Raw genomic sequence first — 17,396 nt, forward strand, 5'->3', positions numbered from 1 at the left:
CATGGCGTCCATGCCGCCGCGCGCCGGGCCGCCGCCTACGTCGTTCTGCGCCAGGATGGTTCGCGCTTTTCCAGGAAGGCGGTCACGCCTTCGCGCGCTTCCTCGGTCCTGCGGATGGCCGCGATGCGTTCGACCGAGTCGGCGATCAGGGTTGCATTCAGCAGCTGGCCCGCGAAGTCCCGCACCAGCCGCTTGCTGGCCTGCACGGCGCCCGGGCCATTGGCGCACAAGGTGCGGCACAGCGCTTCGGCAGCCGCGAGCGCCAGCGCTGCGGGGACCACCTCGTGCACCAGCCCCAGCCGCAACGCGGTGGCGGCGTCAAAACGTTCGGCGGTCAGGAAATACCGGTTGGCCGCGCGTTCGCCCAGGGCGCGGATCACGTAGGGGCTGATGGTGGCGGGCAGCAGGCCCAGTCGGGTTTCGGACAGGCAGAAGTGCGCGCTGTCCGCCGCCACCGCCATGTCGCAGGCGGCCACCAGCCCCATGCCGCCCGCGTAGGCGTCGCCATTGACGCAGGCGACGATGGGTTTGGGGCAGGTCCAGACCGCGTGCAGCATGTCCGCCAGCCGCGTGGCGTCCTGGCGGTTGTCCGCGTCGGTCAGCGTGCCCATTTTGCGCATCCAGTTCAGGTCGCCGCCGGCGCAGAACGCCTTGCCCGCACCCGTCAGCAGCAGGACCCGGACCCGAGAGTCTTCCACGGCCGCCTTGACCGCTGCCGTCAGCGCGGCGATCAGCGTCTCGTCGAACGCGTTGCGCATGTCCGGGCGGTTCAGCGTCAGGCGGGCGATTGGGCCGTCAAGGGCCAGGTCCAGCGGTGCGTTCGGCGTCATGCGCGGTCTCCGGTGTTATTGATGATGGCTCAATCGGCGTGGCCATTTGTCTGGCTGATTCTATGGGTAAAAGCGCGATTTCGCGATACTTCGTTTGGATATATTGAGTTATCCTCAACAAAAAATTCGGAGACAGACATGAGCCAGCATCAGGACGGCGCGTCCGCCGGTCAGCGTTACGCATCGGTATTCCGGCCGGGGTTGTTCGACGGCAAGACCATCATGGTGACCGGCGGCGGCAGCGGCCTGGGCCGATGCACCGCGCATGAGCTGGCGGCGCTGGGCGCCGGTCTGGCGCTGGTGGGGCGCAACCCCGACAAGCTGCGCGCCGTGGCCGAGGAAATCGCCGGCATCTACCCCGAGGCCGCCAGCCGCATCAGCCAGCATGCGTGCGACATCCGCGACGAGGCCGGCGTTCGCGGCGCCGTGGCCGATGCGCTGGCCGCGCACGGCGGGCTGGACGGCGTATTCAATTGCGCGGGCGGGCAGTTTCCCGCGCCGCTGGACCGGATCAGCCTGAACGGCTGGAATGCCGTGGTGCAAAACAACCTGCACGGGACGTTTCTGGTCTCGCGCGAGGTCTATACCCAGCACATGCGCCAGCACGGCGGCGCCATCGTCAACATGCTGGCCGACATCTGGGGCGGCATGCCGGGGATGGGGCATTCCGGCGCGGCGCGTGCGGGCGTGTGGAACCTGACCGAAACCGCTGCCTGCGAGTGGGCGCATGCCGGCGTGCGCGTGAACGCGGTGGCGCCGGGCTGGATCGCTTCCAGCGGCATGGACAGCTACGACGAACATTACCGCGGCGTGCTGCGCGAACTGAAGACCAAGGTCCCGCTGCAGCGTTTCGGCACCGAGGCCGAGCTGGCCGCGGCGGTCGTTTTCCTGTTGTCGCCCGCGGCGGCGTTCATCAATGGCAGCGTCATCCGCGTCGATGGCGGCGTGCCCAACGCGCGCCATTCCTGGAACCTGCAGCCGGCCGAGCGCGGCCAGGCCTACAACGGCTTTCCTCAGTACGTGCCGCCGTCGCTGTTTTCCGAAGATTGAAGGCGATGCAGCGCATTCTGGACTTCGCCCCGGAACTGCGCCAGCGCCAGCGCATCCTGGCGCGGCGGCTGCAAGGCCTGCCACAGAAAGCCCACCAGGTGGTCGGCGGTGGCTGCCACATCCACGCCCGTGCCGCGCAGCATCGCGTCCCACAGCACGTGTTCCATCGGCCCGTAGACCGCCGAGCGCAGCAGCCGCAGCGGCATATCCTGGCGGATGTCGCCATCGGCCTGGCCTTGGGCCAGGATGCGCATCAGGGGCGCGGTGTAGCGGCGTTGCAGGCCGGCGTAGATCTCGCCAAAGTCGTCATTGCGCGCGCGCCCTTCGGACAGGATGAACGCGCACAGCCCGGGACCCTCGGCCAGCAGATGGCGCAGGTGCGTATGGACCAGGTAATGCAGTTGGGCCCGCGTGCCGTGGATATGCGGAAGATGGTCTTCCACCCGCGCGATGATTTCGTCGTACCAGTCGCTGATCACCCGCACGCAGAGTTCGCGCTTGCCGCCGAAGTAGGTAAAGACGGTGGCTTCCGAAACCCCCAGGCGCTGCGCGATCTCGGTGGTGGTGGCCGCCTGGAAGCCCGCTTCGGAGAACACCTGGCGCGCGACCCGCAGGATGTCGCGGATGCGCTGCTCGGACTTGGCGCTGGCCGGCGGGCGGCGCATCGGGACGGCTGGGCTATTTTCCATGCAGGCAAAAGGCGAAAAAGGGGCGGGCGGCCTGCCTGGCCGTCCGCGCGAGCGCCTATTATTGAGCGAGGGTCAACGCCGTGGCAAGGCGGGATGCAACCCGCCGCCGCGGCTCCTTCATGGCAACAACCATAATCATCAAGAGACAACCATGCTGCATCGAGCAGATTCCTACGCGCAAGTCCTGTCCACGTTCCAGTGGCAGGTGCCCGCGGCCTACAACATCGGCGTCGACGTGTGCGACAAGTGGGCGGACGGCAGCGGCCGGCTGGCGCTGATCTATGAAAAGAGCGATGGGGCGCAGACGCGCTACACGTTCGACCAGATCAAGGCGCAGTCGAACCAGCTGGCCAACAGCCTGGCGCGCTACGGCATCCGCCGTGGCGACCGCGTGGCCATCTACCTGCCGCAGGCGCCCGAAACCGCCATCGCCCATGTCGCTGCCTACAAGATGGGCGCGGTGGCGGTGCCGCTTTTCACGCTGTTTGGCGTGGACGCCATCCAGTACCGGCTGGCCAACAGCGGGGCGTCGGCGCTCGTTACAGACGCCGAAGGCTGCCGCAAGCTGCTCGAGATCCGCGACAGCCTGCCGGATCTGAAAGTGATCTATTGCATCGACGGCGAGGCCGGGGGTATGGAAGACCCGGCGGCCGCGGTCAATGCGCTGCCGTTCCAGCAAAGCCTGGCGCTGGAGGCTGACGCGTTCGACCCCGTGGCGACGGCGGCCGACGATCCGGCCGTCATCATCTACACCTCGGGCACCACCGGCAAGCCCAAAGGCGCGCTGCATGCGCACCGCGTGCTGCTGGGCCATCTGCCCGGCGTCGAGATGTCGCACGAGTTCTTTCCGGAAAACGCCGTCCTGATGTGGACGCCGGCCGACTGGGCATGGATCGGCGGGCTGCTGGATGTGCTGTTGCCGTCGTGGCACCACGGCGTGCCGGTGCTGGCGCGGCGGTTCGAGAAATTCGACGGCGCCTCGGCGCTGGAGCTCATGGCGCGCCACGGCGTCACGCACACTTTCCTGCCGCCCACCGCGCTCAAGATGATGCGCGGCTGCGAATGGCCCGGGGACGCCGGGCCGCGCGCGCTGCGCTCGGTGGCCAGCGGCGGCGAATCGCTGGGCGCGGAACTCATCGACTGGGGCCGCCGCGTGCTGGGCGTGACCATCAACGAGTTCTACGGCCAGACCGAATGCAACATGATCGTGTCCTCGTGCTCGTCGCTGTTCGACCCCTGCCTGGGCGCCATCGGCCGCGCCGCGCCCGGGCACCGGGTCGCTATTGTGGATGACACCGGGGCCGAGTTGGCCGATGGACAAGAGGGCAACATCGGCGTAATGCGCCCGGATCCGGTCATGTTCCTGGGGTACTGGAACAACCCGGCGGCGACAGCGGAAAAATTTGCCGGCGATTATCTTCTGACCGGCGATATCGGCGTGCGTGACGCGCAAGGTTTCATCCGGTTCGTGGGCCGCAACGACGACGTCATTACCAGCGCCGGCGACCGGATTGGTCCGGGTCCCATCGAAGACTGCCTGCTCGGGCATCCCGCCGTGCGCATGGCGGCGGTGGTGGGCATGCCCGATGCCGAGCGCACGGAAATCGTGGTGGCGTATGTGGTGCTGAAAGAGGGCGTCGAAGGCGACGAGGCGCTGGTCAAGGCGCTGCAGGCGCATGTCCGCACCCGGCTGGCCGCCCATGAATACCCACGTGCGATCCGGTTTGTAACCAGTTTGCCGACGACCGCGACGGGCAAGATTATCCGCCGGGAGTTGCGCGCCGGTTACCCGGCCTGAGCCGTCTCACCCGGTGACAATCTCCTCCATGTGGATGGGTTGACGGGTTGCCCGGCGCTGCAAGTATGATGGCGCAAACTGGATACGGCCCCACTCAATTGGGGCCGTATCACCTTTAGCCAAAGTATGGAGATAACCCCAATGAATAAGCCTTTGGACGGGGGACTGGCAGCCTTGAACGTGCCCGCGTACGTCAAGCACCGCGGACTGATCGACTGGGTTGCCAGTTTCGTCGCGCTGGCCAAGCCCGATCGCGTCGTGTGGTGCGATGGCTCGCAGGAAGAGTACGACCGCCTGTGCGAGCAGATGGTCCAGTCCGGCACCATGCGCCGGCTCAACCCCGCCAAGCGCCCCAATTCCTATCTGGCGTGGTCCGACCCGTCCGACGTGGCGCGGGTTGAAGACCGCACCTTCATCTGCTCGGACCGCGCCGAAGACGCCGGCCCCACCAACAACTGGGCCGACCCGGCCGAAATGCGCGACACGCTGAACGGCCTGTTCGACGGCGCCATGCGCGGCCGCACGCTGTACGTGGTGCCGTTCTCGATGGGCCCGCTGGGTTCGGACATCGCCCACATCGGCGTCGAACTGTCCGACAGCCCGTACGTGGCCGTGAACATGCGCATCATGACGCGCATGGGCAAGCAGGTGTATGACGTGCTGGGCACCGATGGCGACTTCGTGCCCTGCCTGCATTCGGTTGGCAAGCCGCTGGCCGAGGGCGAGGCCGACGTGGCCTGGCCGTGCAACCCCACCAAGTACATCGTGCACTTCCCCAAGACCCGCGAAATCTGGAGCTACGGCTCTGGCTACGGCGGCAACGCGCTGCTGGGCAAGAAGTGCTTTGCCCTGCGCATCGCATCCACGATGGGCCGCGACCAGGGCTGGTTGGCCGAACACATGCTGATCCTGGGCGTGACCTCGCCCAAGGGCCGCAAGTACCACGTCGCTGCCGCCTTCCCGTCGGCCTGCGGCAAAACCAATTTCGCCATGCTGATTCCGCCGCAAGGCATGGACGGCTGGAAAGTCACCACCATTGGCGACGACATCGCCTGGATCAAGCCCGGCCCGGACGGCCGCCTGCATGCCATCAACCCCGAGGCCGGCTACTTTGGCGTGGCCCCTGGCACCAGCGAGCAGACCAACTTCAACGCCATGGCCACGCTCAAGGCCAACGTCATCTTCACCAACGTCGCGCTGACCGACGACGGCGACGTCTGGTGGGAAGGCATGACCGACACGGCGCCGGCGCACCTGGTCGACTGGCAGGGCAAGGACTGGACGCCCGAGATCGCGCGCGAAACCGGCCGCAAGGCCGCGCACCCGAACGCGCGCTTCACCGCGCCCGCCTCGCAGTGCCCGTCCATCGACCCCGAATGGGAAAACCCCAAGGGCGTGGTCATCGACGCGTTCATCTTCGGCGGCCGCCGCTCCACCACCGTGCCGCTCGTCACCGAAGCGCGCAACTGGGTCGAAGGCGTCTACATGGCCGCCACGATGGGCTCCGAGACCACCGCCGCGGCCGCCGGCCAGCAAGGCGTGGTGCGCCGCGACCCGTTCGCCATGCTGCCGTTCTGCGGCTACAACATGAGCGACTACTTCGGCCACTGGCTCAATCTGGGCAAGCAGCTCGAAGCCGCCGGCGCGACCCTGCCGCGTATCTATTGCGTGAACTGGTTCCGCAAGGGGCCGGACGGCAAGTTTGTCTGGCCGGGCTTTGGCGACAACATGCGTGTGCTGCGCTGGATGCTGGGCCGCATCGACGGCCAATCCAAGGGCGTGGACCAGGTGTTTGGCGTGTCGCCCAGCTACCAGGACATCGACTGGACCGGCCTGGAATTCAGCCCGGACAAGTTCGAGCAGGTCATGTCGGTGGACGAGAACGCCTGGCGCGAAGAACTGGCGCTGCACCACGAGCTCTTCGGCCAGCTGTCGCAAGGCCTGCCCGACGAACTGCGCACCACCAAGACCGAAATCGAAGGCCGTCTGGCGGCTTGAGGCTGCTGGATCCGGTGGTCTGAACAAACCCGCCTGCTTTGCGCAGGCGGGTTTTTTTGCGTCCCGCGGGTTCAGCCCAGCGGTTTAAGCCGTCTTGCTGGCCGCGATCCCGTCCAGGCCCTTGGCCACGTCGTCCGGCAATTGCAGCGACGCGGCTGCCAGGTTTTCGCGCAGGTGCTTCGGGGACGACGTCCCGGGAATCAGCAGGATGTTGGGCGATCGGCGCAGCAGCCAGGCCAGCGCCGTCTGCATCGGCGTCGCGCCGATCCGCGCCGCGGCGTCGTTCAGGATGGACGACTGCAATGGGCTGAAGCCGCCCAACGGAAAGAACGGCACATAAGGAATGCCTTCGCGCGCCAGGTCGTCGATCAGCGCGTCGTCGCCCCGGTGCGCGACGTTGTACTGGTTCTGCACGCACACGATCTCGCAGATGCCGCGCCCCTGCGCCACCTGCGCGGGCGTCACGTTGCTCAGCCCGATATGCCGGATCAGCCCTTGCTGCTGCAGGCCGGCCAACACGGACAGCGGTTCCTCGATGGAGCCTTCCGCCGGACCATGCACGTCGAACATGGCGCGCAGGTTGACCACGTCCAGCACGTCGCGACCCAGGTTGCGCAGGTTGTCGTGCACCGCGCGGGTCAGCTGTTCGGCCGAGAACGCGGGATTCCAGGACGCATCGTCGCCGCGAACCGCGCCCACCTTGGTCACGATCACCAGGTCATCGGAATAGGGGGCCAGTGCCTCGCGAATCAGCTTGTTGGTGATGTGCGGGCCGTAGAAATCGCTGGTGTCGATGTGGTTGACGCCCGCGGCCACGGCCTCGCGCAGGACGGCCAGCGCGGCGTCGCGATCCTTGGGCGGCCCATAGACGCCGGGGCCTGCAAGCTGCATGGCGCCGTAGCCAAGCCGATAAACCTGGCGCGAGCCGAGCGCGTAGGTGCCGCTGTCTGCAAGTTGAGTCATGTCTGATCCTGTTTTCGGTGAAAGGGAGGCATGGGCCAAACGATAGAACTTCCGGCGCCGCCTGATAAGCCAATACAATCCGAACGGCTTGTACGGAAAAATGAACAATGGCGACCGACCTCGATGACCTCAACGCCTTCGTCGCGGTGGCGCGCGCGCAAGGCTTTCGCGAAGCGGCCCGCACGGCCGGCACCAGCGCCTCGCGGTTAAGCGACACCGTGCGCCGCCTTGAGGCGCAACTAGGGGTGCGGCTCTTTAACCGCACCACGCGCTCGGTCGCGCTGACGCAGGCCGGCCAGGAACTGCTGGCCCGGCTGGCGCCCGCGCTGACGGAAGTGGAGGCGGCGCTGGACGCCGTCAACGTGTTTCGCGACAAGCCTGCCGGCACGCTCAGGCTCAATGTGCCGCTCAGCGCCGCGCGGCTCGTGCTGCCGTCCATCGTGCCGGCCTTCCTGGCCGCCTATCCCGACATCCGCCTGGAAGTCGTGGCCGAAGAGAGCTTCGTCGACGTGCTGGCCGCCGGGTGCGACGCCGGCATCCGCTACGACGACCGGCTGGAACAGGACATGATCGCCGTGCCCATCGGCCCGCGCGTGCAGCGCTTTGCGGCCGGCGCTTCGCCCGCCTACCTGGACCGGCACGGGCGGCCCGCTCATCCCGAAGCCCTGATGCAGCACGCCTGCCTGCGCGGCCGGTTTCCCAGCGGGTCGATGCCGCCGTGGGAGTTCCAGCGGGACGGGGAATCGGTGCGCATCGACGCGTCGGGTCCGCTGGTCGTGCAGATCGGCGGCGCGGTCGACCTGGCCGTGGATGCGGCCATCGCGGGCGCCGGTGTCATGTATCTGTTCGAAGACTGGCTGCGCCCGCACTTCGAAAGCGGCGCGCTGGAACCCGTGCTGGAACCCTGGTGGCCGCAGTTCTCGGGACCGTTTCTGTATTACTCCGGCCGCCGGCTCGTGCCTTCGCCGCTCAAGGCGCTGATCGACTTCATCAAGGCGCAGCCGATTTCCTGAAAGGTGCGCTCGGTCTCGCCGGCCTGCGCCGTTTGATGCACAATCGCCCCATGCACCTGGATCCCGAAGACCTCGCCAAGATTACGTCCCTGACGCTCGCCCATTACGAAGAGAACGCCGATTCGTTCCAGGCCGGCACGCAGGACCACGACGTCAGCCAGAACATCGCCGCCTTGCTGCGTCACATCGACGGCGAGCCTCCCTTCGACATCCTGGATCTCGGGTGCGGACCGGGCCGTGACCTGAAGACGTTCCTGGCGATGGGGCACCGGCCCGTCGGCCTGGACGGCACGCCGCGTTTTGTGCAAATGGCCCGCGCGGCAAGCGGTTGCGAGGTCTGGGAGCAGGATTTCCTGCAGCTTCAACTGCCCGCGGCGCGCTTTGACGGCATCTTCGCCAACGCCGTGCTGTTCCATGTGCCGGGGCAGGAACTGCCCCGCGTGCTGCGCGAGCTCCATGCGACGCTGCGCCCGCGCGGCGTGTTGTTCAGCTCCAATCCGCGGGGCGGCAACCAGGAAGGCTGGAATCGCGGGCGCTATGGTGCGTATCACGATCTTGAAGGCTGGCGGGCGCTGATGCAGGCCGCCGGCTTCGAGGAGCTGGAGCATTACTACCGGCCCGATGGGCTGCCGCGCGAGCAGCAGCCGTGGCTGGCAAGCGTCTGGCGGCGGCGCGATTAGCGCCGGCTTCACGCCGGTGCTGGAAATCCGCTTCCTTTCTTGACGTCTCTCTCATGGTTGCCTCCACGCTCGTCGGCATGCTGTGCGCACACCTGCTGTGCTTTTCCGGCATGTTTCTGCTTATCAGCCGTCGTCTGCCTGGCAACAGGATGGGGATGGACTTCTTTGCCGTCGGCAACCTGCTGCTGGCGGCCGCCTACATTCTTCAACTCATCGAAGGCGGCCCCGCGTGGAGCCTCATGAGCGTCGTCAACCACTGCCTCACGCTGGCCGCCCCAATCGCCTATCTGCTGGGCGCCATGCGGTTCTTCGGACATCAGGTCCGCTTGTGGCAGCCGCTGGCGGCATTCTGCCTCGCGTACGGCATGGCGCAGTGGTGGGTGCAATGGCAGATGGGCCCGGAAGCCCGTTACGCCATGCTCGCCGCGTCGGCCACGCTGCTTTTCTTTGCGATGTCGGTCACGGTGCTATGCGGTACACGAACCTTCGCCAAGGACTTGCGCGCGGAAATGATCTTCTTCGCGTGCCTGATTGGCGGGATCTGCGTGCTGAACGCGTTGAAGTTCCTGAAAATCATGGAAGGCGGCCTGGATGCGCTGCACATGGACAGCCGCTTCCAGATGATTTTCTACATCTATATGTCCACCCTCGCCACGATCGTGCCGCCGTCGATTGTCTGGCTGGTGCTGCGCCGCTTGACGGACAGCCTGCGGAATATGGCGGCGCGGGATCCGATGACGGATCTGCTCAACAGGCGCGGGCTCTCGGATGCGCTCGTCCAGTATTTCAATGGGCGCAATGCAAAGCCGGCGTATTTGCTGGTGTTAGACGTCGATCACTTCAAGCGCATCAACGACACCTACGGCCACCAGGCCGGGGACGAGGTGATCTGCCATGTGGCGGGGTTGCTGCGTGCGGGCGTGCGCCGGGGGGATCTGACCGGCCGGATCGGGGGAGAGGAGTTTGTCGCCATTCTGCTCGAATCGGAAGTGGCCGATGTGATGGCGCTGGCAGAGCGGCTGCGGGCCAGCATCGAGAGCCAGCCGATCCGTGTCACCGGCGCGAACGAGCGGCTGCGCTGCACCGTGACGATCGGCGTGTCGTCACGGTTTGATGGGGCGGATGCGCTGGAGGAAGCGCTGCGCGAGGCCGATGCGGCGCTCTATCGCGGGAAGGCGGGCGGGCGGAACCGGGTGGAGGTGGACCTTTCAACTCCCGGCGTCCTCGCCCCGAGCGGCGCGTAGCTTCTTCCATAGCGTCGTGCGCGAAATGCCGAGGAGTTTCGCGGCCTGGCCCATATGGCCACCCGACTCCGCAATGGCCTGCTGGATTGCCCGCTGTTCCGCGCCAAACCGGGTGGCGGCCAGGTCCGGCGTTTCCACGAGCTTGCTTTCCGGAAAGATGTCGCCGCTTTTTACCGTCGTGTCATCCGTCATGACCGCTGCGCGGGCGATGCGATTCTTCAGTTCGCGTACGTTGCCCGGCCAGGCGTAGTCGCATATGGCCTGCAGGGCGTCGGATGACAGCGCAGCCCCGGCGGGCGACTGCTGCGCCAGCAAGGCGCGCGCCAAGTCAGGCAATGCGCCCAGCCGTTGCCGTAGCGGTGGCACCGCAATGCTGGCTACGGTCAGCCGATAGTAAAGATCGGGACGAAACGTGCCTTGGGTCATTGCGGCTTGCAGGTCCGAACTGGTGCTGGACACAATCCGGCAATGCGTTTGCCTTGCGGCGCCGTCGCCCAGCGGCCGGTATTGGCCGTTTTCCAGTACGCCCAACAAGACGGCTTGCGCTCTGGGCGTCAGTTCAGCGACTTCGTCCAGATAAAGCGTGCCGCCGCTGGCCTGTGAAAACAAGCCCTCGCGCGCGGTGCCGGCGCCGCTGAAGGCGCCCTTCACGTGTCCGAACAACAGGCTTTCCACGAGCTCCGTCGCCAATGTGGCGCAATTGACCGCGACAAAAGGGCCCGCCGCGTAAGGCGAGCGCGTGTGCATGTAGCGGGCGGCACGGTCTTTGCCCGATCCCGTCTCGCCTTCGAAGAGCACTGGCAGCGAACTGGCGGCAAGGCGTTCAAGCTCCTGCGCCACCGCGAAGGTCTCGTCGTGTATTGCGAAGGGGTTTTCAAGGACGTCATCGTGTGGGCCGGCGGGTTGCGCGGCGATGACCGACCGGATGCGCGCCACCAGCGCATCGGTGTCGTAGGGCTTGGTCAGATAGTCGTTGGCGCCGGCCCCGACCAGCCGTACCGCCTGCGCGATGTCGCCATACGCCGTCGCAAAAACCACGGTGGTGCTGGCCAGGTGGGGAATGAGGCGCCGGTATAAATCTTCCCCGGAGCCGTCGGGAAGCCGGATATCGGCCAACAGGAACGCCGGCCGCATGCGCGTCCGGCGAAACAGTTCGACCGCTTGCGCGCAGCTCTGCGCCCACTGCGCGGAAATGCCTTCAAGCCGCAGTCGCTGCAACAACGCGCCGCCCAGCAGTTCGTCGTCTTCGATCAGCAAAACCTGTATGTCGTTCAAGGCGCTTGTTCCTGTATGCCAAAGGGCAGACGCACGGAAATGCGCGTGCCGCTTGCAAGGGACGTGACGCGTAGCCCCCCTCGCATGGCCTTTATCAGATCGGCCACAATGCCCAGCCCCATGCCATCGCCGTCGGTCTGGCATCCCGTCAATGCGCGTCGTGCGGCGGGCGGCAAGCCTCTTCCGGCATCGGCCACATGCAGCGTCAGGGCGCCACCGCGGGCACGCGCGAAGACGCGCACCAGTTCGCCCGGCGCCGACGCCTGGATGGCGTTGAGCACCAGATTGAGCAACACCTGACGGACGGCGCCCGCGGGCAGTGCGAGGCGCCGCTCCTGAAGGCCTTCGCAATGAAGTTCCACGCGCACGCCGCCCCGGCTGGCTTGTGCCCCCACCATCAGGCGGATATCGGCGATATCCGCTTCACGCAACAGCGCATTGCCAGGCCGAAAGGTGCGAAGGCTGGCGTCCACGACGGCTTGCAGCGTTTCGACGCCGCGCTCGATGAAGCCGAGCGACTCGCTGCGGACGTCGCTGCGGTCGCCGAATTGCCTTAGCGTCTGCACGGCGGTGCGCAGCCCGCCCAGCGGATTGCGCACTTCGTGAGCAAGCGCCGCCGACATCCTTCCGAGCACGGCCTCACGCTCAATGCGGGCGCTGCGTTGCGTCAGCGCTTCGCGTTCCAGCACGCCTTCAATCATCCAGTTGTAGGCCGACAGCAGTTGCTGCAGTTCGGGGTCCGTGGTGTTTACCGGCATGGGGCGCAGGCGATTCTCCGGGCCGGCGCGCAGCGCTTCCGTCAAGGAGATGATCGGGCGTTGAAGCCGTCGCGCCATGCCAAAGCACAACGCCGCGCCAATCAGGCTGATTGCCAATCCCACCAGGCCCAGTTCCCAGGCAAGCGCCTGCCGTTGCCGAAGAAAATCACTGACATCAAGGTTGGCCACCACGGTTCCCAGTCCGGGCCGCGTGTCGTCCAGCAAGCGCCATGTCCACACGCCTTCCGATCGCGGGCTGACAAGCGTGCCGGCGGTGTCCGCAAATGATGCCAGGGGAATCGGCTCGACCTCGGGATAGCGGGCCACGTGGGCCAGGATGCGGCGATCGGCGGTGACCACGGCAAGGGTTCGATCGACTACGCCCAAGTGCGTATCCAGTGCCCGGTTGAGCACGTCGTCCATCTGCGCGGTGTCGCCGGCGCGCACGGCCGGAAGAATCGCCGCGGACAGCCCGTCCAGATACACCTGTCCCAAATTGGCGACCTGCCTGTCGAACTGGCGTGACACGCCATGCAGCGCCAAGGAAATCAGCGCGGCGGATATCACGAGAAACAGCAACGAGACGGCAAGCGGAATTCTTGCAGTAAGGGGCAATCGGAGCATGCGAGGCGCCAGCAGGCGGAAAAGGGCGATTATGCCTTGGACGATTCGGGCATTGCAGTTGCAAGCAATGGAAAGCGAGCGGCGCGTCGACAAGATCCGTGCCAACCGCCTATCCGGTGAGAAATCGCCGGGCGTTGTTCACTTTCGTGAACATGTCGTGTGAACGGCTGTTCATTCATTCACGCCAGCGTGAACGTCGCCGGCCGCCGCTGCTGGTTTACCCGGATTTCGCGTGTCCAGCCGTGAAAGCGAATTGCAAGGCGTCCTTCTTAAAGTGCCTCCTCCTTTGGCTCGCGACATCCCGCGCGCCAGGATCTTTTGACAACAAACAGGGGAGCAAGCCGTGGGCAGCACCATATTTTCCAGGAAGCGCGATTTATGGGGCGGGGCGTTCATTGCCCTGTGCGGCGCGCTGACTATTCTTGAAGCGATCTCGTACAACATCGGGGAACTGGCCCGGATGGGCCCCGGTTATTTTCCCCTGATGGTCGGCTGCTTTCTGGTGGCGCTGGGCATCCTGGTCCCGCTTAGCCCCGACCCTGATGAAGTGCAGGAAGAGATGTTGGAAGAGCAATTGCCCCAGCCAACGCAGCGTGAGCGCGTGCGCGGCATGGCGTGCATCGCGGGCGGCATCGCGCTGTTCATCATCCTGGGCAGTTACCTGGGATTCCTGCCCGCCACCTTCGCGCTGGTGTTCGTCTCTGCGCTGGGCGATACGTCCAACTCGGTCAAGTCCGCCGCCATCCTCGCGCTTGCGATGACCGTCTTTGGCGCGGTGGTGTTTTCCTGGGCGCTGCAATTGCAGTTCCCGATGCTGCGCTGGGGTTGAATCATGGATCTATTCGACAACGTATTACATGGCTTTTCCGTGGCGTTGCAGTGGGAAAACCTGCTGTGGTCGCTGTTTGGCGTCTTCATGGGCAACATGATCGGCGTGCTGCCGGGCATGGGCGTGCTGGCGGCCATCTCGATCCTGCTGCCGCTGACCTACGCGATGACCCCGGTGGCCGCACTGATGATGCTGGCCGGCATTTATTACGGCGCGCAGTATGGCGGCGGCATCACCTGCATTCTGCTGAATTTGCCCGGTACGCCGTCACACGCGGTGACCTGCCTGGACGGCAATCCCCTGGCCCGGCAGGGCAAGTCAGGATCGGCCCTGTTCATGCTGGTCATGGCGTCCTTCGTCGGCGCCAGCGTGGGCATCGTCATCATGATCCTGTTTTCGCCGCTGCTGGTTGAGGTTGCTTTCCAGTTCGGCCCGGCGGAATATTTCTCGATGATGATGCTGGGCTTGTTTGCCGGCGCAACGCTGGCCAAGGGCTCGGCGATCAAGGGCATTGCAATGGTCTTTCTCGGGTTGCTGCTGGGTGTCGTGGGCACCGACGTCAACACGGGAACCATCCGCTACGGCTTCGGCGTCATCGAACTGAGCGACGGCATCCCGCTGGTGGCGCTGGCGATGGGCCTGTTCGGTCTTGCGGACTTCTTTGCCAACGTCAACCGCATTGGCAAGGCCACCACCGTGGGCGCGGGCCCCAAGATGTCGGTGCGCCCGGAACCCGGCGATATCAAGAAATCGGCCATGCCGGTCGCACGCGGCAGCGCCATCGGCGCCGTCCTGGGCATCTTGCCTGGCACGGGCGCGACGATCGCGTCGTTCATGTCCTATGCCGTGGAAAAGCGCGTTTCGAAGACCCCCAAGCGCTTTGGTAATGGCGCCATTGAAGGCGTGGCGGGTCCGGAAGCGGCCAACAACTCGGCCGCGCAGACCAGCTTCATTCCCACCATGAGCCTGGGCATTCCCGGCGACTCGGTGATGGCCCTGATGCTGGGCGCGCTGATCATCCATGGCATTCAGCCTGGTCCGCAGATGGTGACCGAGCACGCCGACCTGTTCTGGGGGCTGATTGCCAGCTTCTGGATCGGCAACATCATGCTCGTCGTGATGAACCTGCCGCTGATCGGCATGTGGGCAAGACTGTTGAAGGTTCCCTACAAGTATCTTTTCCCGTCTGCGCTGTTCTTCGTGTGTGTCGGCGTCTACAGCACCAACAACAACCTGTTCGACGTGGGCATGGTGCTGGTGCTTGGCCTGGTCGGCTACCTGTTCCTGAAGCTGCGGTTTTCCCCCGCGCCGCTGTTGCTGGGTTTCGTGCTGGGGCCGATGGTCGAAGAGAACTTCCGCCGTGCGTTGCTGTTGTCGCGCGGCAGCATGAGCGTCTTCGTTGATCGTCCGATCAGCGCCGGCTTTGTCTATGCGATCCTGGCGCTTGCCGCCTGGCTGGTGTTCTCGACGGTGCGCAATCGCAAGCGCGTCCGTGAGCTTGAGCGCGTCCAGGCCAACGCCTGACCGCCAAGCGGCGAAGCGCCGATATTCGGGGGCCACTGGCTGGCCCCTTTTTTTATTTACAGGAGGGAGTGATGAAGCAACTGGGGCTGAGTCAGGACACCAACAAGGCCGGACAGGCGCTGACGGTCGTTCGCGAGCTTCCCTTTGTGGAATTCATCGAACTGCTTGAATTCAGCCACTTGCGCTTTGACCTTCCAAAGCGCGGCTCCACGGCAACCTTGGTCGGTTCTCAGGAATGGAACCGGCAAATCCAGGATGACGCGGCCGATCCGGGTTCGGTCTATGTCTGCACGACAATCGACGCGCTGCATCACGCGGTGCTGCCCCCGGAAGACGCCGTACTGAAAATCGACATGCCCTCAAAGAGCCGCGTGCGCCTGCGAACGCTTTCACGCCAACGCGGGCGGCCCGCATCTCAGCCGTGCGTGCGCGTGGATTTGCAGGGACTGATACTGCGTGTTCTCGTGCCCGCCAATGCGCCTGCGCACCTTTTCGACCTGGTCAGGCATGTCGTCATGACGCGCCTCTGGGTGGAAGTTGCGCGGGTCTCGTCCGCTCGGTTCTGACAGCCGGATCACAAACACCCATCCCTATTTCACACAGGAACGCCAACGTGACAGAGTCCGGTCTGCAAATCCTCGCCGCCATCGTTTTTGCGATTGCCTTGCTGCACACCTTTTCCGCGCCGATCTTCCTGCGCCTGGCGCATCGCAGCAAACGTCATGGCGGTCTGCTGCATCTCTTGGGTGAGGTCGAAGTCGTTTTTGGATTTTGGGCGGCGATCCTGCTCATTCTGATGGCGTTGGCCTCCTCGGGCAGCACGGCGCTGGCGTATGCCGAATCGCGCAACTACACGGAACCGGCTTTCGTATTTGTCGTCATGGTCATCGCGGCCTCGTTGCCGGTGTTGACGGTGGTGATGCGGCTTGTGGAACGCGTGGCTCGGGCCCTGCCTGTTCAGGACCAGACCGCCAAGGCGTGGTTGTGCCTGGCGCTGGTTCCGTTGGCGGGATCCCTGGTGACCGAACCGGCCGCCATGACGATTGCGGCCATGATGCTGGCGCCGCAGGTCTTCCATCGCGACATGCCGGAGCGGCTGAAGTATCTGGCGCTGGGTGTCCTCTTCGTGAACATCTCGATCGGCGGGACGCTGACGTCCTATGCGGCGCCGCCCGTTTTGATGGTGGCCTCGACGTGGGGGTGGGATAGCGCGTTCATGTTCACCACGTTTGGCTGGAAGGCGGCGCTGGCCGTGCTGGTCAACGCCACCCTCGTGACCCTGTTGCTGCGTCCTTACCTGCGTTCTGGGGATGTGTTGTCGGCCAGGAAAGCCGCGGCGCCAATGTCGCCGGTCGTCATCGCCGTGCACCTGTTCTTTTTGGCCGCGGTCGTGTTTACCGCGCACCACCCGATCATCTTCCTGGCGCTGTTCCTGTTTTTCATCGGTTACACGCAGGCTTACAAGGCCAGTCAGAGTCCGCTCATCATCAAGGAGGCGCTGTTGGTCGGCTTCTTTCTTGCAGGGCTGGTCGTGTTGGGCGGCATGCAGCAATGGTGGTTGCAACCCATCGTGAGCGGGCTTGAACCCAACGTGCTGTTTGTGGGCGCATTGGCGCTGACCGCAATCACGGACAATGCCGCGCTGACCTATCTGGGTTCACTCATTGACGGAATTTCCGGCCAGGCGCAGTACATGCTGGTGGCCGGCGCGGTGGCTGGCGGCGGGTTGACCGTCATCGCCAACGCGCCCAATCCGGCGGGCGTGGCGTTGCTTCGAGGCGGTTTCGCCAATGGTGCGGTCGGCATGCTTGGGTTGTTGTCTGGTGCGCTGGTGCCCACGGCGATTGCCGCTGCATTTCTCTTTTTTCTTTGACCATCATCGCTCCATCCACACCAGCAATGCCGAGCAAGGACGAGTCTGCGCGATTTCACGCAATCGCAAGTGCAGGACATTCGTCAGGGAGGCCGCGTTAACGCAGGAACCTGCGTCATGCCGATGTAGGACCTTCCGGGCAATCACGCGCGAAGCCGCAAAGCCGGCCTAAAGAAACGCACGCGTTGTGACGTTATTGAAATTAGCTCGCAATCGTCGTCGACATAATTCGAGACGTGCAAACCATG

General features: G+C 65.1%; 15 protein-coding genes. 10 read left to right on the forward strand and 5 right to left on the reverse strand.

All coding sequences use genetic code 11. The annotated features are described in order from the left end of the window. Positions 1-35: 35 nt before the first annotated feature. Entirely contained in the window at positions 36-830 is a 795-nt protein-coding gene (locus LN047_RS10100; protein WP_373981661.1) for an enoyl-CoA hydratase/isomerase family protein, read from the reverse strand. 138 nt (positions 831-968) lie between these two features. Between LN047_RS10100 and LN047_RS10105 the strand changes: the two genes are divergently transcribed. Then, the gene (locus LN047_RS10105) at positions 969-1,880 is read left to right on the forward strand and encodes an SDR family oxidoreductase (protein ID WP_373981662.1); all 912 of its coding nucleotides are present in this window, start codon (positions 969-971) and stop codon (positions 1,878-1,880) included. Here LN047_RS10105 and LN047_RS10110 read toward each other — a convergent pair. After that, positions 1,844-2,569, reverse strand: coding sequence for a TetR/AcrR family transcriptional regulator (locus LN047_RS10110; protein ID WP_056316137.1), 726 nt, complete (start codon positions 2,567-2,569; stop codon positions 1,844-1,846). The two genes, LN047_RS10105 and LN047_RS10110, sit on opposite strands and share 37 nt — an antisense overlap. Before the next feature lie 151 nt (positions 2,570-2,720). Here LN047_RS10110 and LN047_RS10115 point away from each other — a divergent pair, with 151 nt between their 5' ends. Next, complete coding sequence (locus tag LN047_RS10115) at positions 2,721-4,367, forward strand: AMP-binding protein (protein ID WP_373981663.1); 1,647 nt, start codon at positions 2,721-2,723, stop codon at positions 4,365-4,367. A 141-nt stretch (positions 4,368-4,508) separates the two neighbouring features. After that, complete coding sequence (locus LN047_RS10120) at positions 4,509-6,365, forward strand: phosphoenolpyruvate carboxykinase (GTP) (RefSeq protein ID WP_253857101.1); 1,857 nt, start codon at positions 4,509-4,511, stop codon at positions 6,363-6,365. Between the two features lie 84 nt (positions 6,366-6,449). Here the strand turns inward: LN047_RS10120 and LN047_RS10125 are convergent, their stop codons facing one another. Continuing rightward, positions 6,450-7,328 carry an aldo/keto reductase family oxidoreductase gene (locus LN047_RS10125; RefSeq protein ID WP_373981664.1) on the reverse strand — a complete coding sequence of 293 codons (879 nt, stop codon included), beginning with the start codon at positions 7,326-7,328 and terminating at the stop codon, positions 6,450-6,452. 107 nt (positions 7,329-7,435) lie between these two features. Here LN047_RS10125 and LN047_RS10130 point away from each other — a divergent pair, with 107 nt between their 5' ends. Genes LN047_RS10130 through LN047_RS10140 form a run of 3 tightly spaced genes read left to right on the forward strand, consistent with a single transcriptional unit; the run spans position 7,436 to position 10,265 of the window. Beyond that, positions 7,436-8,341 carry a LysR substrate-binding domain-containing protein gene (locus tag LN047_RS10130; protein WP_373981665.1) on the forward strand — a complete coding sequence of 302 codons (906 nt, stop codon included), beginning with the start codon at positions 7,436-7,438 and terminating at the stop codon, positions 8,339-8,341. Positions 8,342-8,391: 50 nt separating this feature from the next. Next, positions 8,392-9,021 (forward strand): class I SAM-dependent methyltransferase, encoded by a 630-nt coding sequence (locus LN047_RS10135; RefSeq protein ID WP_062842075.1) that lies wholly within the window; start codon positions 8,392-8,394, stop codon positions 9,019-9,021. 53 nt (positions 9,022-9,074) lie between these two features. Continuing rightward, on the forward strand, positions 9,075-10,265 hold the full coding sequence (locus LN047_RS10140) for a GGDEF domain-containing protein (RefSeq protein WP_373981666.1): 1,191 nt from the start codon (positions 9,075-9,077) through the stop codon (positions 10,263-10,265). Here LN047_RS10140 and LN047_RS10145 read toward each other — a convergent pair. Together LN047_RS10145 and LN047_RS10150 are read right to left on the reverse strand one after the other, a co-directional pair. After that, positions 10,230-11,540, reverse strand: a complete 1,311-nt coding sequence (locus LN047_RS10145; RefSeq protein WP_373981667.1) for a sigma-54-dependent transcriptional regulator — start codon at positions 11,538-11,540, stop codon at positions 10,230-10,232. The genes LN047_RS10140 and LN047_RS10145 overlap by 36 nt on opposite strands. Then, positions 11,537-12,922: a sensor histidine kinase gene (locus LN047_RS10150; protein WP_373981668.1), complete on the reverse strand. Its 1,386-nt coding sequence runs from the start codon at positions 12,920-12,922 to the stop codon at positions 11,537-11,539. Before LN047_RS10150 ends, LN047_RS10145 begins: the two co-directional genes overlap by 4 nt. A gap of 343 nt (positions 12,923-13,265) precedes the next feature. Between LN047_RS10150 and LN047_RS10155 the strand changes: the two genes are divergently transcribed. From LN047_RS10155 to LN047_RS10170, 4 genes are all read left to right on the forward strand, one after another. After that, the gene (locus tag LN047_RS10155; protein ID WP_223575234.1) at positions 13,266-13,751 is read left to right on the forward strand and encodes a tripartite tricarboxylate transporter TctB family protein; all 486 of its coding nucleotides are present in this window, start codon (positions 13,266-13,268) and stop codon (positions 13,749-13,751) included. Between the two features lie 3 nt (positions 13,752-13,754). Continuing rightward, positions 13,755-15,275 (forward strand): tripartite tricarboxylate transporter permease, encoded by a 1,521-nt coding sequence (locus LN047_RS10160; protein WP_280148704.1) that lies wholly within the window; start codon positions 13,755-13,757, stop codon positions 15,273-15,275. A gap of 71 nt (positions 15,276-15,346) precedes the next feature. After that, a complete protein-coding gene (locus tag LN047_RS10165) occupies positions 15,347-15,841 on the forward strand; it encodes a hypothetical protein (protein ID WP_373981669.1) in 495 nt (164 codons plus the stop codon). A gap of 47 nt (positions 15,842-15,888) precedes the next feature. Then, on the forward strand, positions 15,889-17,148 hold the full coding sequence (locus LN047_RS10170; protein ID WP_373981670.1) for a putative Na+/H+ antiporter: 1,260 nt from the start codon (positions 15,889-15,891) through the stop codon (positions 17,146-17,148). Positions 17,149-17,396: the final 248 nt, after the last annotated feature.

The organism is Achromobacter sp. JD417, from assembly GCF_041879325.1.
GTDB lineage: Bacteria > Pseudomonadota > Gammaproteobacteria > Burkholderiales > Burkholderiaceae_B > Achromobacter > Achromobacter mucicolens.